Origin of the sequence: Paraburkholderia sp. RAU6.4a, from assembly GCF_050435625.1 — a bacterium.
GTDB classification, from domain to species: Bacteria; Pseudomonadota; Gammaproteobacteria; order Burkholderiales; family Burkholderiaceae; genus Paraburkholderia; species Paraburkholderia tuberum.
On sequence record NZ_JBNDKQ010000002.1, the window covers coordinates 2404189 to 2427527 of the forward strand.

A 23339-nucleotide genomic window follows, 5' to 3' on the forward strand; every position below is an offset into this window, starting at 1 on the left:
GGCGCTTTTGCGGCTGGCCGTTTTCGGCCCGCATTGAAGCGGCGCTGTGAACCTTCGCTTATAACGCCGCAATAGCGGCGAGTCCGGCATCGGAATCGTTTGCGCGAGCGAAAAACGAAGTCTTTTGGCTGCCGGACGCGAAAAAGCCGCCCTGTATGGGCGGCTTTTTTAATACAGGGATGGTTGCGCTTCCACGGTGGATTTGCGCGCGGCGAATAAGCCAAACAGCAAAGAAACCTTCAGACCGCCTTCACCCCGTCTCACATCAGGTCGGGCGGGCGTCACGCCGAGCCAATCAGAAATCGCTCGCGATTCTTGCCGACGATCCATTTGGGCGGCTTGCCGCGCCCGCTCCATGTATTGCCTGACTTCGGGTCCTGATATTTCGCCGGCAGCGGCGTCTTCTTGGGCGGGCGGCCGCGCTTGGCGGCGACCGCGAAACCGAGATCCTGCGCGGTCAGACCGTATTCGGCGATCTTTTGGCGGATGTCGGCGACGACATTGTCGATTTCCGTGCGTCGCGCTTCTTCTGCCTGTGCCTGCAATTTGGCAATCTGCGCCTTGAGGTCTGCATATTGAGACATTCGGTTCTCCCCTTTTCTAGAACTCATTCGACCGCAGACTAGCTGCAATTATAAAAATTCGCAATGGCGACTAATACCGGTTTAGCGAATTTTCCTCTGATAATTATTAAAGAGTGTGAATTGTAAAACCTGCGCTTTATCTCGTAATAGTTTATAAATTCTGTGCGGATTGACAATCTTTGACACTCGATTTGGCGCTGTCTGCCTAGAATTGCGCGCTCAAGGTACGTACTCGCCCTTTTCGATGCGTGCTTCTGAAGTACCCATTCTTTTTAGGATCACCAAACATGCAGTTGTCAAAGCGCCTCGTTGCCGAATTGCTCGGCACCTTCTGGCTCGTGCTCGGAGGCTGCGGCAGCGCGGTCCTCGCCGCCAACTTCGCCGGGCCGGTTCACGGATTGGGCATCGGCTTCGTCGGCGTGTCGCTGGCCTTCGGCCTGACCGTGCTGACGATGGCTTTTGCGATCGGCCACATTTCGGGCTGCCACCTGAATCCGGCGGTGAGCGTCGGACTGGCCGTCGCCGGCCGATTTCCGGTGCGCGATCTTCTGCCCTATGTCGTCGCGCAGGTGGTCGGCGCGGTGCTCGGCGCATTCGTGCTGTCGCTGATCGCGTCGGGCAAGCCTGGCTTCGACCTGGTCGCGAGCGGCTTCGCGACGAACGGTTACGGCGAGCAATCGCCGGGTCACTACTCGCTCGCCGCTGCCTTCATTTGCGAAGTGGTAATGACTGGCTTCTTCCTGTTCGTGATTCTCGGCGCGACCGACCGCCGCGCGCCGGCCGGCTTCGCGCCCATCGCGATCGGCCTGTGCCTGACGCTGATCCATCTGGTCTCGATTCCTGTCACCAACACGTCGGTCAATCCGGCGCGCTCGACGGGCCCGGCGCTATTCGTCGGCGGCGTGGCGATCGATCAGCTGTGGCTGTTCTGGGTTGCGCCGATCATCGGTGCGGTGATCGCGGGTGTCGTCTATCCGCTGATCGCTGAGGATCGCAGCAGCGATGCGCGCAAGCTGGCGCTCGACTGACGGCCAGTTCGACGCCCCGGTCTCGCGATCGTCGCGTAGTCGGCATGAATGGGCGCCTCGGCGCCCATTATTCATTGCGCTCGCCAATGCGATATGAATGCCGCGCCGGCCGCGTGCCGGTGGGCACCGCTGCTAGAATCGGGCGACTTCCCAACCTCGCACAGGTGCTTTCGATGAACCGTTTCCGCGGATTCCTGCATGGCGTCGCACTGTCGCTCGGCGGCGTGTGCGTCAGCACGATGGCGTTGCCGGCCGCGTCCGCGGCGACGAACATGACGACCGTCGTTGCGACCGCGGTCCCCGTTGTTGCCGCGGCGGGCGGCAATATCGAAACCCTCATATTCGTTCGACACGGCGAGAAACCCGCGCAGGGGTACGGCCAGCTAGACTGCCAGGGGCTCAACCGTGCGCTCGCGTTGCCGGCCGTGATCGCGGCCAAATTCGGCAAACCCGATGCGATCTACGCGCCCGACCCCGGCCAGCAAAAAGACGACGGCGGTCATCCGTACTATTACGTGCGCCCGCTCGCGACGATCGAACCGACCGCGATTCAATTCCAGATGCCGGTCCAAACACCGTACGGTTTTGCGCAGATCGACCAGCTCGGCAACGCGCTCGTCGACCCGGCCAATCGCGGCAAGCTGATCGTCGTTGCCTGGGAGCACAAGCTGATCGAGAAGCTGTTGCGGCAGATGTTGAGCGCGCATGGCGGTCGCGCGGCCGACGTGCCGAAATGGCAAAGCGACGACTTCGACAGCATTTACATCGTCCGACTCGACTGGCAGAACGGCACGCCGCGCGCGAGCTTCAAACACGATCGCGAAGGGCTCGACGGGCGGGCAACCGATTGCCCTTGCGCGGCCTTGCCGGGAGTGTCGACATCTTCGGCAGGGGCGGCCTCTTCCGCAACTTCGGCCGCTTCGGCGCCCGCGGCGGATTAATTGAGCAATACAGATGTAAGCCGTGTTTACGTGCGCTGGCGCGGCAAGCGGCGAGCGTGCGCGACCAGCCGCCTGCCGGCTTGAATTGATCCGCCGCAAAGCCCCGTGCGGCGCGGCTGCAAGCGAAGTAAGGTATTTGCGCGCAACGTCCGCGCGAGCGTTTTTTCTAGCTTCGATGACTTCGACGATGCTTGCAGTCCGTAACATCTGGTCGCAGTCCAGCCCACCTCGAGTGCGTACATTGGCCCTGTGCGACAAACCTACGTCGCCTCACAGGAGAGACCAACATGAAACGCATCGTCACTCACTTGCTGGTTGCTGCCGGACTCGCGGCGGGCGCATGCGGTGTCGCGCAGGCGCATACGGATCTGAGCGTCGGCCTATCGCTCGGTGCCCCGGTTTATGCCGCGCCCGCGCGCGTCTACGCGGCGCCGGAGCCGGTGTACTACGGCGGCTGGGATCATCGCTACCCGCGCGGCGACTACTACCGCGACTATCACCGCGATGACCGGGGCTGGGGTCACGACAACCGTCGCTGGGGTCATGACAATCGAGGCGAGCACCGCGGCTGGCGGGATTGAGGAGCGCTAGCGGAGCGCACGCTGCGCGCTTCGCGAGCAACTGTTGCGGCCCGCATCCACGCGAGTGGATGCGGGCCGCTTTCAATCGCAGTGACTACGGTTCAAGATGCCAGTTCGTCGTTGAGCGCAAACAGTTTGCGCAGATGATGCGCAACGCCCGCCTCGAAATTGTTGCCGATGCGCGGCACATGCGGCAGACGGGTGATCAGATCGGGATTGGCGTTGTTCATCATGAATGGATGGCCGGCCGTCTCGAGCAGATCGATATCGTTCATGTTGTCGCCGAACGCGACGCAGTGCGACGCGTCGACACCGAGACGCTCGAGCACGATCTGCAGGGCGCGCCCCTTCGACACATTCGCGGTCATCACTTCGAGACAATCCGGCAATGAATACGTCACGTACAGTCGCTCGCCGAAGTCGCGTTCCAGATTGGCGGCCACCTGCGCGAGATCGGCGGGGTCGCCGATATACAGCGCCTTGGCAATGTCGGCGCCATCGTGCTTCGGCAGGTCGGTCACTTCGTACGTGAAGCCGGAATCCTGGTGAAATTCCAGCAGATGGGGCGCGTCGCGGTCGATGAGCCACGCCTCGTCTGCAAACAGACTGACGATCACTCGACCATGCGCGCCGACAATTTCGGGCTGCACGAGACGCTGGACGATCGCCGGCGGCAAATCGTCGGCGTGGATCACCGTGTTGTCAGGCGCGTGAATGCGCGCGCCGTTCGACGTGATCAGATACGGATTGATGCCGAGCAGATCGCGGATGCCCGCGACGTCGCAGTAATGCCGCCCGGTGGCGATCACGAACTGCAGCCCGTCGCTTTCGAGCTTGCGCACCGTGGCGACCGTGAACGGGTCTACCTGGTGATCGGCGTTGAGCAGTGTGCCGTCGAGATCCGTGGCGATGACTTTATACATGATGAGTCCGGCGGCTGAACCGTCGAGGCAGCGTCAAAGCGGGTATTTTACAGGTCTCCTCGAGCCAGCCGCTGCGCCTCGCGCCGCGCCAGTTGCAAGCCGCCATGCGCCGAATCCGCCCGCGGCTCGCGCAGGCGCGCCTGATACGCCTGCGGCACGTACTCGCGCAACGGCATACCAAGGCCTCCGCATAACGCGACCGGCAGCGCGTCCGTCGCGTCCAGCGCGGCGATCATCTTGCCGACTTCGACGCCGGCCTCGCCGAGCAGCCGCGCCGCGAACGGATGTGCGCGGTGTTCGATCGCGATCGGCGCGAGCCGCGCGTAGGCAGTCTGATTGGCCGTGCACAGCCACACGACGAGACTGTCGCGATCCCGCGCGCCGGTATGCGCGAGCAGCGCTTGCGTGAGATCGTCGACGGCAACGCGGCCATCCAGCGCCTGTTGCGCGTGCACGATCAGCCGGAGGCCGAGCCACGCGCCGCTCGCTTCGTCGCCCGATGGAAAGCCGTAGCCGCTGGCCATGCGGAATTCGCCGTCGCTCGCGAGCGAAGCCGCGACGCTGCCGGTGCCGAGTGCGACGATCACGCCGGGCGCGCCGTCGTGCGCGCCGAGCAGGGTCGTGTAGGCGTCGGTTTCGACGGCCAGTCCGGCGAGCCGCGGCGCCTGCTGGTGAAACTCGGCGAGCCAGTCGCGATTGTTGACGCCCGCCAGTCCGCAACCGAGCACGCAACGCGACCAGTCCAGCGCGACTCCGGCTCGCTGGAACGCTTCGCCGCAGGCGGCCTGAATGGACTGCCATGCGCGCGGGATGCCGAGCCCAAGGCCCGATGGGCCGCTTGCCGCTTGCGCCAGTTCGCGGCCCTGCGCGTCGCCGAGCACGACGCGCGTGCCGGTGCCGCCGCCGTCGACGCCGATCAGAAAGAAGTCGTGGTTCATCGAATCGAATCAGTTCCGTGGGTGAATAACGCTTAGCGTGGCAGGTCAGTTTGAATCGCGCAATTAGCCGATTGGCCAGCTTGCGGCGTACACCGCTTCCGCTATGCTGGCGAACGACATGACCACGCGGGGGCACGACAGTGACACAACGATGCAACTGGGTATCGAGCGAAGCGCTCGCACAGTACCACGACACCGAATGGGGTGTGCCCTCGCGCGACGACCAGCACCTGTTCGAGATGCTCGTGCTCGAAGGCGCGCAGGCCGGTTTGTCATGGTCGACGATCCTCAACAAGCGCATCGGCTACCGCCGTGCATTCGCCGACTTCGACATCGACAAGGTCGCGGCCTTCACGCTGAAGCACGTGGATGCGCTCGTCGCCGATGAAAGCATCGTGCGACATCGCGGCAAAATCGAGGCGGCCATCCTGAACGCGCGCGCTGTGCAGCAGATTCAGGCCGAACATGGCTCGCTCGCGAACTTCGTGTGGTCATTCGTCGACGACACGCCGATTCAGAACGAATGGGCTTCGTATAAGCATGCACCTGCGTCGACAGAAGTATCGGACGCGCTAAGTAAGGCGCTCAAGCGCTACGGCTGCAAATTTGTCGGTTCGACGATCTGCTACGCATTCATGCAGGCGGTCGGCATGGTCAACGATCATGAGACGACCTGCATGTGTCGTGAGCGATGCGTGTCGCTCGGCAAGAAGGGGCGTGGTCGGAAGGCGAGGTGAGGCCACGGCGTCCGCGGGAGGCGCAAACGCGTGAATTGGCGCCCTTTCATGCTCGTAGTCGGCCCTTCGTCGGACGACGCACGGCGGATACTCGTCGCCATGCGCTCACGCGATGCGCGCTCAACAACAAATAACTACCGCCTCGGACGCGGGAGACCAACCATGAAAACACTTAGCTTCCTGACCCACCAGGACATTTACGATCAGTCCGTCACGCATCTGTTCGAACAGAAACGCGCTGCGTTGCTACCGAGGGGCGGCGGCGCCTACCGCGGCTATTGCGGCGGCTGCCCGGTCGGCAACCTCCCGCTTACATGGATGTCGGCTTGGCCGCGCTGAAAAAAGCGCTGCTTCGCGCCCGCATGAACGTATACGACCCGGTGACCATCGCTTTGCTCAGTTGCCTGCAAAACGTGCAAGACGTGTTCGGCACATGGGAGTGGCACGACCGGCTGGGCTCGATCGCGCGCGAGTTCGGGCTGTCGGCCGAACGGCTGAGGAGCGCGGGCGTAACGGCTGCACGCAGGGGCAAAATCCGACGCTGTAAAAGCAAAACGGCGATGTGGCTTCTTTCGAAGCTCACACCGCCGTTCGGCGTATGTAAAAAGCGTGCTTAGTGCAGCTTTTTCGGCAGCATCTGGCTGCGCAGACGCTTGTGCAGGCGCTTAACAGCTGCTGCCTTCTTGCGCTTGCGAGCCGTGGTCGGCTTTTCGTACGACTGGCGTTCACGCAGTTCAGCGATCAGGCCATTCTTTTCGATTGCGCGACGAAAGCGGCGAATTGCCACTTCGAACGGCTCGTTTTCCTTCAGAAGAATCGTCGTCATGTAATTCCTAACTCAATCACTAGATACGGGTTTAATTGCATGGCGGTAACCGCTCAGGTCACCACTCACGCGCCGGCCCTCCGGTCGCTCCGATTCATGGCCAGTAACAGGCAAACGCGAGGCTGATAAACAACCCCGGCCAAACCACGAATGAAGCGAGAGGCAAAGCGGCCACGGAGGCCGGAAAAGAGAGGTGGGGAGTTCACCGCGGAACGCGGACAGACGTAATGCAAAAGCCGCGTCTGTTGCCGTTTCGCCAACCTTTCATCAACGAAGAACACTGACGAAACAGGCAAAGATCTCAATTCACTCCCGATCATATCAGGAAACTCTCCATCCTACCAGGGGTTTACCGATTGCGCTAGGCTATTCCCTGGCGCGGATCGCCCCCGCGTTGGCGGCCGAGGTGTTCGCCTTATCAGGCGCTCGCTTCGTCCAGCTCACGAATATCGTCGGCGGCGAGGGACAGCCGGACGGCCGCGACCAGGCTCTTCAACTGCTGGACCGAGGTTGCGCTCGCAATAGGGGCCGTAACGCTCGGGCGCGCGATCAGCCATGCAAGCGCGATCGCGGCCGGCGTGCTGCCGTGCCGTTGCGCGACGCGGTCGAGCGCGCCGAGAATCCGCAAGCCGCGCCCGTTCAGGTATTTTTCGACCCGGCTCCCGCGCGCCTTGCCGGCCAGGTCGGCCTCGCTGCGGTATTTGCCTGACAGGAACCCGCTCGCGAGGCTGTAATAGACGACCACGCCGAGATGATTCGCGAGCGCCACCGGCTCGCTGTCGCTCTCGTATTGCGCGCGGTCGTACAGGTTGTATTCGGGCTGCAGCAACTGATACCCGGGCAGCCCGTGCTCGCGCGATACCGCGAGCGCTTCCTCGACGCGCGCGCCAGTATAGTTAGACGCGCCGATCACGCGCACCTTGCCCGCCTCGATCAGCTTCTGATACGCACCGAGCGTTTCGGCGAGCGGCGTCGCGGTGTCGTCGTCGTGGGAGAAATAGACGTCGATGTAATCGGTTTGCAGGCGGCGCAGCGAGTCTTCGACCGCCGCCTGGATATTTGCGGCCGATAGCCCCTTGCGCTGCGGATGCTTCGACACCTTGGTCGCAAGCACAATCCGCTCGCGCTTGCCGCTCTGATGGAACCACTTGCCGAGGATCGTCTCCGACTCGCCGCCCTGGTTGCCGGGCACCCAGGCCGAGTAGACATCGGCGGTGTCGATGAAATTGAGTCCGGCTTCAACGAACGCGTCGAGGATCGAGAAAGAGGTGGCTTCATCGGCCGTCCAGCCGAATACGTTGCCGCCGAACATGAGCGGGGCGACCTGCAACGAGGAAGTGCCGATCCTGCGTAGTTCCATGATGGCTCCAGGTATGAGTGGGCGAACGCAATGCGGGAAATGGCCGGGCAAACCCGGGACCGTTGAGCATACGCCGCCTTGCACTACGTTGCAGCCCCGGGCACGAAGGCTACGCCGCACGCCTCGCGCTTGAACGCGGTCGATGCGTGGCGCAAAAGATGGCGCAATAGTTTGCGCGCGTCTCAAGTTTATTCAGAACAACCACCGGCGCGATGATCTATAGGGTCAGGACAACTCGGCCAATACGACGACGCAAACGACCGGCACGTACACAGACGTCTCGGTAATTGTGGCCGGCTCCGTCTTGAGCGTCCCGATCTCGAGTACGCCCGAAGGACGGCGAGGCGTTCAGCGTGACGCCCGCCGATAGTCTGTCGCCTGAACTATCGCTCTACCCCACGTGCCCGCAACAAAGCTTTAGTTGACCGACCAGGCGCAATGGTCACTTCAGGAACGTCGACCATGCCTGGTGTTCGCGGTAGTACTGATCCTCCGCAGCATCCAGTCCGTTGTCCTTGTACCAGGGCAGATGCCTGCACGTGTACCGTCCACCGAAACGCACCGCAGCCAGATGAGTTTCGCGGCGGAAGTACCGCTTGTTGTAGACCGCAAAGGTCGTATCGATCGGCGCGCGAAAGATCGGGTCACCGTTGGCGCTCGCCGCGATCTGCTGTTGCCAGAAGCGTGCTTCCCAGTCGATCAGCCCATAGTTCTTCACGCCGTCCGACTGCATGATGGAGAGTGCTTTCTCGTCCATCAGCGCGGGTTGCGAGATGTCGAGAGCAAAGCCGGCCTTGCCGATTTTCAAAGCTTCCGTGGCGTCTATCAGGTCGAACAGGAAAGTATCGGGCAACTCGGGATTCAGTTCGAGATCGGGATCGGTAATGCAGAAAATGTCCGGCAGCCGGTGATAGATGACGTCTGAAAGCGTGAACGCGCGCGGCCCGACATTGTGGTCGAGCCGTGCGACGCTCACCGTATCCTGGATGCTGGCGAGGTAGTCGAGCATACCGGGGGCGCTCGATGCGTTGTCCACGACGATGAGATTGCGCAATCCTCTGCCTTGGAGCTGCGACACCATCCGGCGCAGATATGTGACGTTGTTAAAGGTCGGGATCAGAACCGGCACGTTGGCGATCAGGGCGCCGACTGGATGCCGGTATTGCCGGCTATCCGCCCTGAGCGCTGCCAGTTCGCTCGCTGGCTCAGCCCGGTTGACCGGCGCGATGCGCTCAAGATCGCTCACGTATTGTGAGACTCGGCTCAGTTCCTGGCGGATATTCCTGTCGTTCGGCAGCAGGGTATCGGCCTTGCGCAAAGGCTCCAGTGCCTCAAAGGGTTTCCCTTGCTGCCGCAGCGACGTCGCCAGCATGTGCCATGCCTTGCCGATTTCTGGCAAGAGCGTGGTGAACTGGCGGGCTACAGCTTCGGCCTCGGCAAACTGCTGCTTGTCGAGCAGGAGCGTGAGCGTATCGACGAATTCACCGGCCAGCGTGGCGCGCTGCTCGGGCGACAGGCCTGCTGGGCTGTCCCCGGCGGTGTGCGCATTGCTGACATGGGCCAGAACCTCGAAATGCTCAGGCTCAAGTCCATCGCACCACCGCTGCCACATGGTGCGAAACGCGCGCGAGGCGGCGTTGGAGATCGCGCCGGCGTCGGTCAGGACCGACTGTCTGCAGTACTCGCGCAGCTCGCCGCGCACTACCGCGAGCGCTTCGGGGTCGGCGGCCAGCGCGGCGCACTTGCGCACGAAGTCGTCCTTGTCCTGCGCAACGAAGGCTGAGTCGAGCCCGAGGTGCGAGAGCCACCCCGTGCTGCCGCGGCTTGCCATCGAAACGCCCGGCAGGGTCATGGTGGGCACGCCCATCCACAACGCTTGCATGGTCGTGGTCGAATTGCCGAAGGGCAACGTGTCGAGACAGACGTCGATCAGATTGTGCTGCTGCAGGTAAGTCGGGACATTCCCGCGCTGCAGAAAACTGATACGGCTCAAGTCGATCCCCTCGCTCGCGAACAGCCCGGTCAGCTTGTCCATCTGCTCCCGTGCCGTAATCGCGCCGATGACCATGCGCGAATCCGGTACCTCGCGCAGCACGCGTGCCCAGAGCGCCACGACTTCGGGCCCGATCTTGACGATGCGGCTGAAGCTGCCGAACGTGATGAAGCCGTTTTTCAGGGCAGGTAACTCGTTGACGTCCGGCGCTTGCGGGTGCGGCTTGAACGGCGCGAGCGCCGGCAGGAACACGAGCTTCTCCGAGAACTGGCGCTTGAATTGTTCGAGCGGCGTGACAAAACGGTCCGACAGGTAATAGTCGACGGCGTCCAGCCCCGTCGTGGCCGGATTGCCGATCCAGCTCGCCTGGACCGGCGCCGGCTTGTGCGCGAAGGCCACGAGCCGGTTGCGGCCGGTATGGCCGGACAGGTCGATGAGGATATCGATGCCGTCGTCGCGGATCTTCTGCACGACTGCGTCGTCGCTCATGCCGAAGATTTCGCTCCACGTCTGCGCATGCGCACGAATCTGCTCGGTGAAGCCGTCGGTCACCGCGTAGTTCGAATAGATGTGCAGTGACAGACTCGAATCGAGCGCCAGATGCTCTAGCACCGACAGGAAGAAATACGCAACCGGGTGACCGAGCAGATCGCCGGAAACAAAACCGACTCGCAGGCGCCGCGACGGATCGCGGTCATTGGTGTGCCGGGGCCGACGCGCACGCAGCGGCGCTTCGTGGCGCGCTGCAAACTCGCGGAACTCCGCGAATGCGCTGAGCGCATCGAGGTCCGGCTTGTGCATCAGGTTGAACAGCAGGTTGCTGTGGGTTATCGCCTGCATCGGTGCCAGTTTTAGCGCACGGCGGAAAGCGGTTTCGGCTTCGTCGTACAGACCATGCTTGAGTAGCGAGAGGGCAAACGCGTCGCACTCGATGGCGCCGTTCGGCGCCAGTTCCACGGCACGGCGGAGATGGACGATCCCCTCGGCGTACCGGCCCATCTCCTCTAAGGCGGTACCCAGGTTGCGATGTAGCACGGCGCTTTCGGGATATTTTTCGAGCGCCTGCCGGCAATGCGCTTCGGCTTGCTGATACTGGCGGGTGGTAATCAGCCCGTTAGCCAGCATCGTCTGGGCGGCAATGAAGTTGGGCAGCAGGCGGGCGGCGTGCTCGGCTGCCTCGACGGACTCGTTGTAGCGGCCCGTGCGTTGCAGGACACGCCCAAGTTCGTACCAGCATTCGCCGTGCGACGGGTATTGATGCGTCAGGCGGCGGGAGACCTTCAGCGCCGCCTCGAGTTTCCCGCTGTTGAAGAGATGCTGGAGCTGGCGCATCTCCTTGAGGCTTGCGCGGCGCGTATCGAGCTTCACGCGCTCGTCCGGATCGGATGCCGCAGGGGGGCGCGAGTCGCTCCCGCTCGCATCAGTCTGGGGAGCGGGAGCGGTCGCAGCCTCGGGCTCCGGCGTGGCCGGGAGCGGCGCTTCTTCCCCATTGATGCGCGCGTGCAGCATCTGGACGGCCGCCTCGGGCAGGCCTTGATGCCGCGCGAGGTCGAGCACGACGCGCGCCGCCTCGGTCTGCTGGCTGGCGACGAGGGCGTTGATGTAGTAGACCCAGATCTGCCCATTTTTCGGCATCTGCCCAAGCGCCGCCTCGAAATGCGGCACTGCTTCGGAGGGCCGCCCCGTTTGCACGAGCAGCACGCCGAGGTGGTAGTGCGCGTCGGGGTGATCGCTCGCGGCCTCCAGGACGGAGGCATAGCGCGCGGCCGCCTCGTCATATTCCTGCTGGCGATGATGTTCGATCGCGCTCTGCATGGTGGGCGCGATGTCGTGATTCTGCTGCAATTTGGCAGCAGGTGTGGCGGTGCAGAGGAAGGCGGTCATGACGAAGGCGCGCGTACGCGTCAAGAACTCGGAACGTTCGAATTATGGGCGGCGGCCAATTACGCCGATCGTCCGAGCTAGCGCCAAAACGGCCGCCAATTTGCCTTCGATGAACTCTCAGGGCAAGGAAACGGAAAAGAAAAAGCCCGCGCAAGGCGGGCCAGGGTACGCCATTGCGCCGCGAAGGACGCAATGAACCGTTGCTCCTGCTTCAGTACCGCGCCATGCTCAAATACTGCCCGGCGTTGCGGCTCGCCTGCATGCTCGCCTGATACTCGGCGCCCAGCACCTGCTGCGCGGCCTGCGCGGCCTCGACGATGCGGCTGTCGATCTCGTGGATCTCCTTGAGCCGCACGATGACCTCCTGCGGCTGGGGCGCGCCGAGCGCCGTCAGGAGGGGCGAGCGCTCGTCCGCGAGCTGCGCGGCCCGCTCCCACTCGCCAACAGCGACCGCCAGTTCGAGGTCTTTCGTTATCTGCCAGATGCGCTCGATCGGGGCGACGTTCTGCATGGCTCGCTCCTCGTCGCGCTCAGCTCTTGTTCGTGGCGAGCGCGCCTGCGCTGTTGGTGCCACCGAACAGTTGCGTGAGGTATTGCGAGTTGTTGTTCATCGTTGCCATCAGTGTGTTGAGCGCTGTGAACTGCGCGGTATACATACTGGTGAGCTGAGCCTGCCACGCTGTAAGCGTCGTCTGCTGGTTCGAGAGGCTAGTCAGGTCGGCGTTGATCGCGTCCGTACGGTTTTGAATGATGCCGCCGGACGAGGTGTAGTTTGTGATGCTGTCGTCCAGTTGCGCGGCGATGCCGTTGGTCGAATTGAACAGCGAGGCTACAACCGACTGGTTGTTCTGCAACGCATTGCTGAGCGTCGTGTCGTCCACCGACAGCGTGCCGTCCGCCTGGAGCGTAACGCCGATCGCGGCAAGCGTCGTCTGCGAGGTGCCGCTGCCCACGCCGCCGCTCACGATCTTGGCGAGCTGGTTCTGGATCGTGCTCAACGTGGAATCGCCGATTAGCACGCCCTGCGACGTCGAGTTCGCGTTGTACGCCGTCAGCGCCCCCATCGTCGTGACGAGCGTGTTGTAGAGGCTGACGAAATTGTCGATCGCCGAGGACTCCGCGCTGGTGTTCTGCGCGATCGTGAGCGTCTGCGTGGTGCCGACCGCCGCTGCCGTGAGGTTCAGCGTCACGCCGGACACGGCCGTCGTCACGGAGTTCGAGGAGCTGGTTACGCCCACGCCGCCGAGCGTGAAGTACGCATCCTGGGCGGCCTGCGTCTGGGTCCAGCCTGTGCCGGTAATGGTCGACTGGCTGGGGTTGTAGGTCTCCGGGTTGCCGTTGCTATCGAGAACCGGGCTGCCACTGCTATCCAAAACTTGAGCGGTGAGGTCGCTCGCGCTGGAGATCGCCTTGCCGTTGGTGGTCGTCACCGCGAGCTTGTTCAGGGCGTCGGTCGAGCTCGAATCGTTGATCGCGATGCTGATGCCGCTCGACGCACCGGTCGAGGTCGATTGCAGCACGAGATGCGCGCCGTCCGCGCCGGTCACCACGGTCGCGACCACGCCCGGATTGTCGTTGGCCGAATTGATCGCCGATGCAATGCCGGCAATCGTGCTGTTCGAGCTATTCAGGGAAATCGTGCTGGTCTTGCCGTTGACCGTCAGGGCCATCGTGGCCGCGCCGGAAGCCAGGTTTTTGGTCGAGCTGTAGCCCGCCGAGGTGAGCACTTGCGACGTGGCGACCTGCGCCACATTGAGCGAGTACGAACCTGCCACCGCGCCCGTGCTGGCCGTGGCGGTAACGCCGCTGCCGCTCAAGGTGGACGAGAACGAGTTGAGCGTCGCACCGTCGCTGAGCGGCTCGGCGGCGGCCTGCAACGCGGACAGTGCCGCGGAGAGCGTGCCGTAGGCCGAGATCAGCGTGTTGTCCGCAGTCTGCTCGGCAGCGATGGTCGCGGACTGGCCGGCAGTCTTCGAGTTGACGAGCGCGGTGACGAGCGAACTTGTGTCCATCGACGAATTGGTCGAGCCGCTAATGATCGACTGGGCGGCTGCCTGCACCGTGGCGTTGGCGTCGGCTGTCGTGGTGGCGACTGCACTCGCGATCGCGCTGGTGGTCGATCCGGTTACGGTGGAGGTGGATCCGGTTACGGTGGACATGAGGAGGCTCCGTGCGTCGGCAATGCCGGTTAAAGCGATTTAACAAGCGGGGTAACGCGGGAAAAGACAATCGGGAGGCAAGCCTCCCGACGGGTTTGCGTCCGGCGCGCATCGAGCCGCGCGCCGGCTGCCTGCAGCGGGAAGCGCCTTACTGGAGGAGCTTCAGGATCTGCTGCGGCTGCGAGTTCGCTTGTGCCAGCACCGAGATACCGGCTTGTTGCAGAACCTGTGCCTTGCTCAGGTTAGCCGTTTCTTGTGCGAAGTCGGCGTCCTGGATCGACGATTGTGCGGTCGACAGGTCGGTCGACTGAGCTTGCTGCGTCGTGCCGATTGCGCTGAAGCGGTTTTGTGCCGCGCCGAGCGTTGCTTGCAGGTTGTTGACAGCGTTCAGCGCGTTGTCGATGGTCAGCATTGCTGCCGAAGCGCCGTCCTTGGTCGAGATGTCGATCTGCGAAACCGTGTTCGACTGGCTCAGCTTGTCGATGGTCGTGCCCACTGCGGCTGTAACCTTGTCCGCAGCCACGACATTCGCGTCAGCCGTGACGCCAAGGTCCGTGACCGCTTCGATGTCGGTCACCATCTGCGCACCGGTTTCGCCAGTCAGCGTGGTATTGCCGTTGGCGTCCGTAGCAGGAGGAGTAGCTGTGGTCTTGAAGATGTTGGCAGCAGCAGTGACATTCAAGGCCTGACCGTTCTGGTCCGTAAGCGTGAAGCTGCCCTTACCGTCGGCAATCACGTTGATCTGCGTGATAGTAGCGTTGGCAGCGACCGCGACCGTATCCGAAGGATTGCCCGGTGCAGTCGGGGTCGTGCCCCCCGTAGTTGCCTTGTAGTAGGAAATCGTGGATGCGTCGGTGATAGCGTTGCCGTTTTGGTCCGTGTACGAGACCGCGTTCTTGGAGGTATCCCACGAAGCCGTGATCGACGTGATGCCCGGAGCCGCCGCCGCCGTGCCCGTGTTATCCAGCGAGACCGAGAACGAGCCGAGCGTGTTGCCCGCTGCCGGAACGCCGCCGCCAATCGAAGCAGCGGACATCGACTGCGAGAGATTCATCGAGATCGACTGACCGACGTTTGCGCCGACCTGGAACGACACGTTACCCAACGTGCCGTCGAGGACATTCATGCCGTTGTACGTCGTTTGCGACGCGATACGGTTGATTTCCGAGACTTGCTGGTTCACTTCTTGTTGAAGCGCAGCACGGTCGTTGTCGGTCATCGAACCGTTAGCTGCTTGCGTAGCAAGCTGGCGGATACGCTGGAGCGACGAAGTCAGCGACGACAGACCCGACGATGCCGTTTGCACCATCGAAGTACCATCGTTCGAGTTCGACACACCCTGGTTCAGACCGTTGATCTGGGTCTGCATGATGTTCGAGATCGCAAGACCTGCTGCGTCGTCTGCTGCGCTGTTGATGCGCTTGCCCGACGACAGACGCGTGATCGCTTGCGACAGTGCGCTACCCGAGCCGGTCAGGTTTTGTTGCGCGACGAGCGAGTTGGTGTTGGTGTTGATTCCGAGCATTGAGATTCTCCTGATGGGGCTATCGGCCCAGTAACGGCAGCGGGTTCGTTGGCCTGCCGCCTTGTTTGTGATTACGACCCCACCTGGAAAAACTTTAGCTGCCTTGTTGATGCGACCCTCTGGGTTGACGCCCTTCCCTCGCCCGCGTGCAGTGGGGAGGCGCTTTTCAAGATGGGGACGCCAGGCTTCGTCCTTCGGCGGCTTAAGGCTCGCAGGCGTCGAAGCCAGTTCGCGTCGCAATGCTGATTGAGCATCCGATCGCCCTTGATCTGCACCCAGCCTTACGGCTTCGAAAGACAAAGCCCGCGCAGCACGTCATCGGTCGAATTGAACCGGGCTGCCAGCTCAATTCGGGCCGCCACCGCGTGTGCGCATGCCTTAAGCTGCGAATCCACAGCCCCTCTACCACGACCGTGACCGCTACGAGCCCACTTGCCCCCACGCGCCAGCACATTCTGAGCGAAGCCACTGCCCTCAGCGCCACCGGGCAGTTCGCCGACGCATTGGCGCTGCTTGCACCGCTCGTCGGCGCGAAGGCCACGCCCGAGGACGCGGAGCACGCCGATGCGCTCAACCTCGCGGCCATGTGCGCCACGGGTGTGGGCCAGCCCGCGCAGGCGCAAGCTCTATGGTTGCGCTGCATTCAAGCGAAGCCGGATTTCGCCGACGCGTATCTGGGGCTCGGAGCGATGCTCGCGACCCTCAATCAGCTTGCCGAAGCGGAAGCGGTTTACGGGCGGCTTGCCGCGATACGCCCCGATGACGCCGATGTCCACAGCAATCGCGGGATCGTGCTGCACCGTCTCGGACGGCATGACGCGGCCCAGGCCGCGTACCGCGTGGCGCTCGCACTTCGCCCGGACCACGTCGACGCGAACTACAACCTCGGCATCGTGCTTCATGAACAGCGCCGCCTCGACGAAGCGGAGGCGGCCTATCGCACAGCGCTCGCCGTGAATCCGCAATTCGCCAAGGCGAACAACAACCTCGGCAATCTGTTGCGCGATCGCGGCCGGATCGAAGAGGCTGAAGAAGCGTATCGGCAGGCGCTGCTCGCGCACCCGCAATATCCCGAGGCACTGAACAACCTGGGGGCGCTTTACAGGGCGCTCGGCCGGCTCCGGGAAGCCGAGCTGGCTTGCCGCCTCGCGCTTCAGATCCGCCCCGCCTACGCGGACGCGCTCAACAATCTCGGCTGTGTGCTCACCGAACTCAAGCGCCTGCCCGAGGCGGAGAGCGCGTACCGGCAGACGCTCGCGTTGCGCCCCGCCTTCGCCGAGGCGCACTACAACCTCGGCTGCGTCCTGCACGCACTGGACCAACTGGTCGATGCCGAATGCGCGTATCGCGAGGCGCTTCGGCTCGCGCCGAACCGCGTCGAAGCGGCCAATAACCTGGGTTGCACGCTGCTTGCGCAAGCGCGCCTGCCCGAGGCTCTCGCGGCGTTTCGCCACGCGCTCACGTTGCGCGCCGACATCGCCGAAACACACTTCAACATCGGCAGCATCGTGAGAGAGCTCGGCGACCCGGAGCAAGCCGAAGCCGCCTACCGCCGCGCGCTCGCGCTGCGCCCCGACTACCGCGACGCGAAGTTCCGTCTCGCCACGCTGCTCATCGGCATGGGCCGCTTCGAAGAAGGCTTTCTCCTCTACGAATGCCGCTACGAGATGGCTGGGTTCGCGCATCACGCCACGCAGTCGATGCTGAGGTGTCCGCGCTGGCGAGGCGAGCCGCTCGCCGGCAAATCACTCCTCGTTTGGCAGGAGGATGGACTCGGCGACATGCTGCAGTTCGGGCGTTATCTGCGCCTCTTGAAGGCTCAGGGCGCCGCGCACGTCGCGTTTGCCTGTATGGCACCGCTACAACGCCTGTTCGCCGATGTCGATGGAGTCGACGCGGTGCTCAGTCATGACGAAGCCTCGGCGCGCGCCGGCGATTTCGATTGCTGGATCAGCGCGCTCAGCGCACCGCTGTATCTGGGCACGACGCTCGACACGATTCCGCCTCCCCTGCGCATCACCCTGGCCCCGTCGCGCGTCGAGCATTGGCGCGCGCGCCTTGCTGTGCTGGGCGCGGGACACCGGGTGGGTCTCGTCTGGAAGGGCAACCCGAAACACCACAACGACGTGCACCGTTCGCTACCGTTGCTCAACACACTGGCGCCGCTCTGGAGCCTGCCGGGCGTGAAGTTCGTGAGCCTGCAAAAGGGCGCGGGGGAAGACGAAGCGCTGTCATTCCCTGCGAGCCTCCCGATCCTGCCTCTCGGCGCAGATCTCGAAGACTTCACCGACACGGCTGCGGTCATCTCGCAACTCGATCTGCTGATCTGTGTGGACACTTCGACGGCACATCTGGCAGCCTCGCTCGGCAAACCATGCTGGGTGCTCTTGCCGGCACGCGACGTGGACTGGCGGTGGATGCATGGCCGTGACGACTCGCCGTGGTATCCCAATACGGTTCGCCTGTTCAGGCGAGGGCTGGATGAACCGTGGCCCGCAGTCGCGGAGCGCGTGCGACAGGCCTGCGCTGCGTGGTTCGGCGCGTGACATCAACGCCGCGCTTGCGCTGAAGTGAGGCTAGTCACACATGCCGCGAAACACCACGGCAGCGATCATAGGCGCGCAGAGCACGAGCAGCACCAAGGCATCGAGCAGGCGAACCAGGCGGTGTCGCAGATGGGCCAGATGACGCAGCGGAACGCGGCGGCGGCCAGTTCGTTGCACGACCATGCCGGTCAACTGGTTCTGCAGGCCTCGGATTTCAGGGTGGCTTGAAGCGGCTTCCGGGTTCGCGCAGAAAGTTTTCCGGTCGTCGGCGTTGCTGGTGCGTGATGAGACCGGCAACCGATGCTGGAAGCACGCCATGTTGGAGCGCAAGACGTTGATTCTGACGCCACGACAAAAAACTAAAGGCCCCAGGCTTTCGCCAAAGGGCCTTGTTTTATCGGGTTTTGTGCGAACCCGGCATCATGTCTAATCCTGGTGCGCCCGGCTGGGATCGAACCAGCAACCCCTGCCTTCGGAGGGCAGTACTCTATCCATTGAGCTACGGGCGCTTCACCACAAAACTGCGGGGAATCTACGCGAAAGCGCGCCAACCAGAACGGACGCGACGCCAACGCGAGAGACCGCAAGGATACCCGGTTTCGGCCGAACCGTCCACAGGACGGCCTCCGACGCCCATCCCAGCGTCTTCCCCGACCCCTGCCATCGTCCATACCGATCCGGGTAAACGCCTGCTGAACACCGTCCTGGCCCCCTCGCCGCCGCCGAAAGCTTGCGTCTATAATCGTCCGTGGCTGATAAAGAACAAGAAGTTGCCGTCGCGCTGTACCGCTCACACACCCACGGAGACGAGACAAGCATGAGCGAAGCACCACACGGAGCCCCGATCAAAACCCCAGCACAGCTCATCGCCGCGGTCATCGCCGGGTTTGCTGTGCCGATCGTCATCATCGTTCTGCTCGCCGTCTACGTCGATAATTCGACGCGCACCGGCGCCGGCACCGACTCTCTCTCCGAAGCCGAAGTCACCTCCCGCATCCATCCGATCGCCCAAGTCGAGATCCGCGACGCCAACGCACCGCGCGTCTACAAGAGCGGCGAGGAAGTCTACAAGGCGGTCTGCTCGGCGTGTCACGCGTCGGGTGCCGCAGGCGCGCCGAAATTCACCAACACCGCCGACTGGGCGCCGCGCATCGCGCAGGGCTTCGACACGCTGTGGCACACCGCCCTGTCCGGCAAGGGCGCCATGCCGCCGCGCGGCGGCACGAGCCCCGACGACTACAGTGACTTCGAGATCGCGCGCGCGGTCGTCTATATGGCGAACAATTCGGGCGCGAGCTTCCCCGAGCCGGCGCAGCCGGCGGCGGGCGCGGCCGCGGCATCCGGTGCGGCAGCGGCATCCGGTGCAGCAGGTGCATCGAATGCGGGCGCGGCCCAGGCCGCCGCGGCGCTGGCCGCAATGGCCAGCGTGCCGCAGACTCCCGCCCCGGCAGCAGGTGGCGCGCAAAGCGCGGACGCCTCGCAGGCCGGCAAGGCGCTGTATCAGTCGGTATGCCAGGCCTGTCACGCGGCCGGCGTGCTGAACGCGCCGAAGTTCGGCGACAAGGAAGCATGGGCGCCGCGCCTGAAGGACCCGATGGACACCGTCTACAACTACGCGCTGCACGGCAAGGGCGCGATGCCGCCGAAGGGCGGCTCGAACGCATCGGATGCGGACGTGAAGGCCGCGGTCGACTATATGGTCAGCGCGGTGAAGTAAAGCACACGGCATCGGTCGTCGCTGAAATGAAAAATCCCTGCATGCGCTAACGCGATGCAGGGATTTTTTATGTGCAATCGCAAGCAAACGTACCTGGCGGGCACTTGCAGTCCCGCCCGCTCACGACTTCTGCAACAACGCCTTCAGGCTCGCGAGCCGGTCCTTCGGCGACATCGGCGCTTCTTCCGGTGTCGGCGGCGGCGCATCGTCGAGCAGCATTTCGTTGATGAAGCGCGACGCCTCGCAGACGACCGTCTCCCGCGCCCGCTTGCGCTTCTTGCACCAGTTCAGATGCAGGCTGCGCTGCGCGCGCGTGATCGCGACGTACATCAGCCGGCGTTCCTCCTCGATGCGCGCGTCGTCGATCGGCTCGTCGTCCGCGCTGCCCCGATGCGGCATGATGCCTTCCTCGACGCCGACCAGGAACACGTGCGGATACTCGAGCCCCTTCGACGCATGCACGGTCGACAGCCGCACCGCATCCGGATCTTCCTCGCGGCCTTCGAGCATCGACATCAGCGCGACCGTCTGGATCAGCCCGAGCAGGTTCTTGCCGGTGTCGCCGAAGCCGTCGGCGGTGTCGTAGCCGGTCGCTTCGCTGCCGCTGCCGTGCTCCGGCTCTTCCTTCGTGCCCTTGCGCTTGAGCCACTCGATGAACTCCAGCACGTTCTGCCACTTCGCCTGCGCCTGGCGTTCGTCGAACGCGTCGTACAGATACGCTTCGTAGTGGATCGCCTCCATCAGCTCATTGAGTAGCGTGCCCGCCGCGTCCTTCTCCGCGCGGTCCGTCAGGCGCTGCATGAAGTCGCAGAACGCGCGCATCGGCTCGATCTGACGCGGCGACAGACGCGCCTCGATGCCGCCCATATAGACCGCCTCGAACAGCGACACCTTCGCCTGACCCGCGAACGCGCCGAGCGCCTCCAGCGTCGTATTGCCGACGCCGCGACGCGGCGTCGTGATCGCGCGGATGAACGCGGGATCGTCGTTCGCGTTGGCGATCAGACGCAGGTACGCGCAGATGTCCTTGATCTCGGCCTTATCGAAGAACGACTGGCCGCCCGACAGCACGTACGGAATCCGTTCGCGGCGCAGCACCTGCTCGAAGATGCGCGCCTGGAAGTTGCCGCGATAGAGGATCGCGTAGTCGCGGAAATTCGCGCGCCGCTCGAACTTGTGCGCGGACAGCCGAAACACGACGGACTCCGCCTCGTGCTCCTCGTCGTTGCAGCCCGTCACCGTGATCGTGTCGCCCATGCCGTGCTCGGACCACAGCTTCTTCTCGAACAGCTTCGGATTGTTCGCGATCACGTTGTTCGCGGCGCTCAGGATGCGCACCGTCGAGCGGTAATTCTGCTCGAGCTTGATCAGGTGCAGGTTCGGGAAATCCTTGCCGAGCTGGCCGAGGTTTTCGAGGGTCGCGCCGCGCCAGCCGTAGATCGCCTGATCGTCGTCGCCGACCGCCGTGAACGCCGCGCGCTTGCCGGCCAGGAGCTTCACCAGTTCGTACTGGCACGCGTTGGTGTCCTGATACTCGTCGATCAGCAGATAGCGCAGCTTGTTCTGCCAGCGGTCGCGCACCTGCTCGTTGCTCGCGAACAGTTCGGCGGGCAGGCGGATCAGATCGTCGAAATCGACCGCCTGGTACGCATGCAGCGTCGCCACGTAGTTGCGATAGACGATCGCTGCCTGATGCTCGTCCTCGGTCGAGGCGGTCGCGATCGCCTGCTCGGGCATGATCAGGCCATTCTTCCACAGCGAGATGATCGACTGGATCTTGCGAATGAAGCCCTTGTCCGTCGAGCCGACCTGCTCCTGGATCATGCCGAAGCAGTCGTCGGAATCCATGATCGAGAACTGCGGCTTCAGGCCGACATGCTCCGCCTCCTGACGCAAAATCTGCACGCCGAGCGAGTGGAACGTACACACCGTCAGCTGGTTCACGGGCACCTTGCGGCCTTCCTTGCCGGGTGCGGTCAGCGTCTTGCCTTCGAGCAGCTTGCCGACGCGCTCGCGCATCTCCGCCGCGGCCTTGTTCGTGAACGTGACGGCGGCGATGTGGCGTGGCTCGAAGCCCTTCGCTTCGATCAGGTGCGCGATTTTCTGCGTGATCACGCGCGTCTTGCCGCTGCCGGCGCCGGCGAGCACGAGACAGGGACCGTCGAGATAACGGACCGCTTCACTTTGAGCGGGGTTCAGGCCTGCGGACATCGTTTGTGGATGGGTAATACGGTTGAGGGCCGCTGAGCTCGGACCGGCGGGTGGCGCCGGCCGAAGGCCCGGGGCATGCTGCGCGGCGCAATGCGCGCGAGAGGTGCGATGTTAACATGGCCACTGCGATGGACGCCCCCGTTGGATGCCTCGATGGTTCGGACGCCCCGACGGGCTGCGCGCAAGGCCGGCCGTCATGTTCAGCCCCCAGTCCAGCCCACAAATGCCACAATGAGCAGATTGCGCGCCGCCGCCGCGGTGGCAAGGCGGCGCGCCGCTCCTCCAGGAAGACTCGCATGTCCGCATCGCTGAAAATTGGATTGATGGGCTACGGCTTCGCCGGCGCGACGTTTCACGCACCGGGTGATCGAACACTGCGGACGCGCGAGGATCGCCGCGATTGCGACCGGGCAATCCGAGCGCGCGCACGCCGACTATCCGCACGCGAAAATCGTCGCCGATCTCGACGCGCTGCTCGCGCTCGACGACATCGACTGCGTCGTGATCGCGACCCCCAACGACACCCACTTCGACCTCGCGCGCCGCACCCTCGAAGCCGGCAAGCACGTGGTCGTCGACAAGCCCGTCACGCTGAGCGCCGCCGACGCCCACACGCTTGCCAATATCGCGCTGGCGCGCGGCAAGCTGTTCGCGCCCTTTCACAACCGCCGCTGGGACGGCGATTTTCTGACCGTGCGCGATCTGCTCGCACGCGTGGAACTGGGTCGCGTCACGCAGTACGAATCGCATTTCGACCGCTTCCGGCCAGGCACGCGTCAGCGCTGGCGCGAAGACGTGACGCGCGGCGGCGGTCTGCTGTTCGATCTCGGTCCGCATCTGATCGACCAGGCGCTCGCCCTCTTCGGCGCGCCGAAGACCGTATCGGCGACGGTGCGCACCCATCGCGACGACGCAAGTGCACCCGACTACGTGCACATCCAGCTCGGCTACGACGAGTTCGAGGTCGTGCTGCACGCAAGCGCGTTGACCGCGTTGCCGGGACGGCGCTTTGCTATCCACGGCACGCGCGGCAGCTACGTGAAGTACGGCCTCGACACCCAGGAAGATCAGCTGAAAGCGGGCCTGCGCCCCGGCGACGCAGGCTTCGGCGCCGGCAACAGCCCCGGCATGCTGCGCGTGCTCGAAGGCGACGAGGAAGTCGAGTGCGAATTGCCGACCCGCAACGGCGAGTACGCAGGCTTCTATATTGCGTTGGCCGACGCGATCCAGAACCGCGTCGCATTTCCGATCAGCACGCGCGACGCGGTCGACGTGATGACGATCATCGACCTGGCCGCGCGCAGTTCCGAGCAGGGCGTGCGACTGCCGTTCGAGCGGATTCGCTGAGCCCCGCCGCGCTGCGCGTCGACACCGCGACACCACGAG

At 63.7% G+C, this 23339-nt stretch carries 17 protein-coding genes, 1 tRNA gene and 2 pseudogenes; 8 read left to right on the forward strand and 12 right to left on the reverse strand.

Annotated features, from left to right (window positions below; all coding sequences use genetic code 11):
• Positions 1-281 precede the first annotated feature (281 nt).
• On the reverse strand, positions 282-584 hold the full coding sequence (locus OKW40_RS15995; RefSeq protein ID WP_013090908.1) for an H-NS family nucleoid-associated regulatory protein: 303 nt from the start codon (positions 582-584) through the stop codon (positions 282-284).
• Positions 585-871: 287 nt separating this feature from the next.
• Between OKW40_RS15995 and aqpZ the strand changes: the two genes are divergently transcribed.
• The 3 genes from aqpZ to OKW40_RS16010 all read left to right on the forward strand — a co-directional run bounded on the left by aqpZ (position 872) and on the right by OKW40_RS16010 (position 3134).
• Positions 872-1612 carry an aquaporin Z gene (aqpZ, locus tag OKW40_RS16000; RefSeq protein ID WP_184065992.1) on the forward strand — a complete coding sequence of 247 codons (741 nt, stop codon included), beginning with the start codon at positions 872-874 and terminating at the stop codon, positions 1610-1612.
• Between the two features lie 173 nt (positions 1613-1785).
• Positions 1786-2553, forward strand: coding sequence for a histidine phosphatase family protein (locus OKW40_RS16005; RefSeq protein WP_429490466.1), 768 nt, complete (start codon positions 1786-1788; stop codon positions 2551-2553).
• Positions 2554-2840: 287 nt separating this feature from the next.
• Positions 2841-3134, forward strand: a complete 294-nt coding sequence (locus OKW40_RS16010) for a PXPV repeat protein (RefSeq protein ID WP_018418797.1) — start codon at positions 2841-2843, stop codon at positions 3132-3134.
• 101 nt (positions 3135-3235) lie between these two features.
• On the opposite strand, the gene OKW40_RS16015 is transcribed toward OKW40_RS16010, so the two are convergent.
• Both OKW40_RS16015 and OKW40_RS16020 read right to left on the reverse strand, forming a co-directional pair.
• Positions 3236-4057 (reverse strand): Cof-type HAD-IIB family hydrolase, encoded by an 822-nt coding sequence (locus OKW40_RS16015; protein ID WP_429490468.1) that lies wholly within the window; start codon positions 4055-4057, stop codon positions 3236-3238.
• Between the two features lie 47 nt (positions 4058-4104).
• The gene (locus tag OKW40_RS16020) at positions 4105-4995 is read right to left on the reverse strand and encodes a BadF/BadG/BcrA/BcrD ATPase family protein (RefSeq protein WP_429408001.1); all 891 of its coding nucleotides are present in this window, start codon (positions 4993-4995) and stop codon (positions 4105-4107) included.
• Positions 4996-5135: 140 nt separating this feature from the next.
• Between OKW40_RS16020 and OKW40_RS16025 the strand changes: the two genes are divergently transcribed.
• Positions 5136-5732 (forward strand): DNA-3-methyladenine glycosylase I, encoded by a 597-nt coding sequence (locus OKW40_RS16025; RefSeq protein WP_429407999.1) that lies wholly within the window; start codon positions 5136-5138, stop codon positions 5730-5732.
• Between the two features lie 162 nt (positions 5733-5894).
• Positions 5895-6349 (forward strand): annotated as a pseudogene (locus OKW40_RS16030) (hypothetical protein).
• On the opposite strand, the gene rpsU reads toward OKW40_RS16030, so the two are convergent.
• The 6 genes from rpsU to OKW40_RS16060 all read right to left on the reverse strand — a co-directional run bounded on the left by rpsU (position 6346) and on the right by OKW40_RS16060 (position 15479).
• On the reverse strand, positions 6346-6558 hold the full coding sequence (gene rpsU, locus OKW40_RS16035; RefSeq protein WP_006050883.1) for a 30S ribosomal protein S21: 213 nt from the start codon (positions 6556-6558) through the stop codon (positions 6346-6348). The pseudogene OKW40_RS16030 and the gene rpsU sit on opposite strands and share 4 nt — an antisense overlap.
• Positions 6559-6976: 418 nt before the next feature.
• Positions 6977-7918, reverse strand: a complete 942-nt coding sequence (locus tag OKW40_RS16040; protein WP_429490470.1) for an aldo/keto reductase — start codon at positions 7916-7918, stop codon at positions 6977-6979.
• A 442-nt stretch (positions 7919-8360) separates the two neighbouring features.
• On the reverse strand, positions 8361-11795 hold the full coding sequence (locus tag OKW40_RS16045; protein WP_429490471.1) for a tetratricopeptide repeat protein: 3435 nt from the start codon (positions 11793-11795) through the stop codon (positions 8361-8363).
• A gap of 211 nt (positions 11796-12006) precedes the next feature.
• On the reverse strand, positions 12007-12306 hold the full coding sequence (locus tag OKW40_RS16050; protein ID WP_184051749.1) for a flagellar protein FliT: 300 nt from the start codon (positions 12304-12306) through the stop codon (positions 12007-12009).
• 19 nt (positions 12307-12325) lie between these two features.
• Positions 12326-13954: a flagellar filament capping protein FliD gene (gene fliD / locus OKW40_RS16055; protein WP_429490473.1), complete on the reverse strand. Its 1629-nt coding sequence runs from the start codon at positions 13952-13954 to the stop codon at positions 12326-12328.
• Positions 13955-14102: 148 nt separating this feature from the next.
• A complete protein-coding gene (locus OKW40_RS16060) occupies positions 14103-15479 on the reverse strand; it encodes a flagellin (protein ID WP_429491983.1) in 1377 nt (458 codons plus the stop codon).
• A 413-nt stretch (positions 15480-15892) separates the two neighbouring features.
• Here OKW40_RS16060 and OKW40_RS16065 point away from each other — a divergent pair, with 413 nt between their 5' ends.
• The gene (locus OKW40_RS16065; RefSeq protein ID WP_429490475.1) at positions 15893-18025 is read left to right on the forward strand and encodes a tetratricopeptide repeat protein; all 2133 of its coding nucleotides are present in this window, start codon (positions 15893-15895) and stop codon (positions 18023-18025) included.
• Positions 18026-18055: 30 nt separating this feature from the next.
• Here the strand turns inward: OKW40_RS16065 and OKW40_RS16070 are convergent, their stop codons facing one another.
• The gene (locus tag OKW40_RS16070) at positions 18056-18355 is read right to left on the reverse strand and encodes a hypothetical protein (protein WP_429490477.1); all 300 of its coding nucleotides are present in this window, start codon (positions 18353-18355) and stop codon (positions 18056-18058) included.
• Positions 18356-18458: 103 nt separating this feature from the next.
• Positions 18459-18534, reverse strand: a tRNA-Arg gene (locus OKW40_RS16075).
• A 308-nt stretch (positions 18535-18842) separates the two neighbouring features.
• Between OKW40_RS16075 and OKW40_RS16080 the strand changes: the two genes are divergently transcribed.
• A complete protein-coding gene (locus OKW40_RS16080) occupies positions 18843-19742 on the forward strand; it encodes a c-type cytochrome (protein ID WP_429490479.1) in 900 nt (299 codons plus the stop codon).
• Between the two features lie 120 nt (positions 19743-19862).
• Here the strand turns inward: OKW40_RS16080 and OKW40_RS16085 are convergent, their stop codons facing one another.
• Positions 19863-21953 carry a UvrD-helicase domain-containing protein gene (locus OKW40_RS16085; RefSeq protein ID WP_429490480.1) on the reverse strand — a complete coding sequence of 697 codons (2091 nt, stop codon included), beginning with the start codon at positions 21951-21953 and terminating at the stop codon, positions 19863-19865.
• Positions 21954-22249: 296 nt separating this feature from the next.
• Here OKW40_RS16085 and OKW40_RS16090 point away from each other — a divergent pair.
• Positions 22250-23300: pseudogene (locus OKW40_RS16090) on the forward strand (oxidoreductase).
• Positions 23301-23339: the final 39 nt, after the last annotated feature.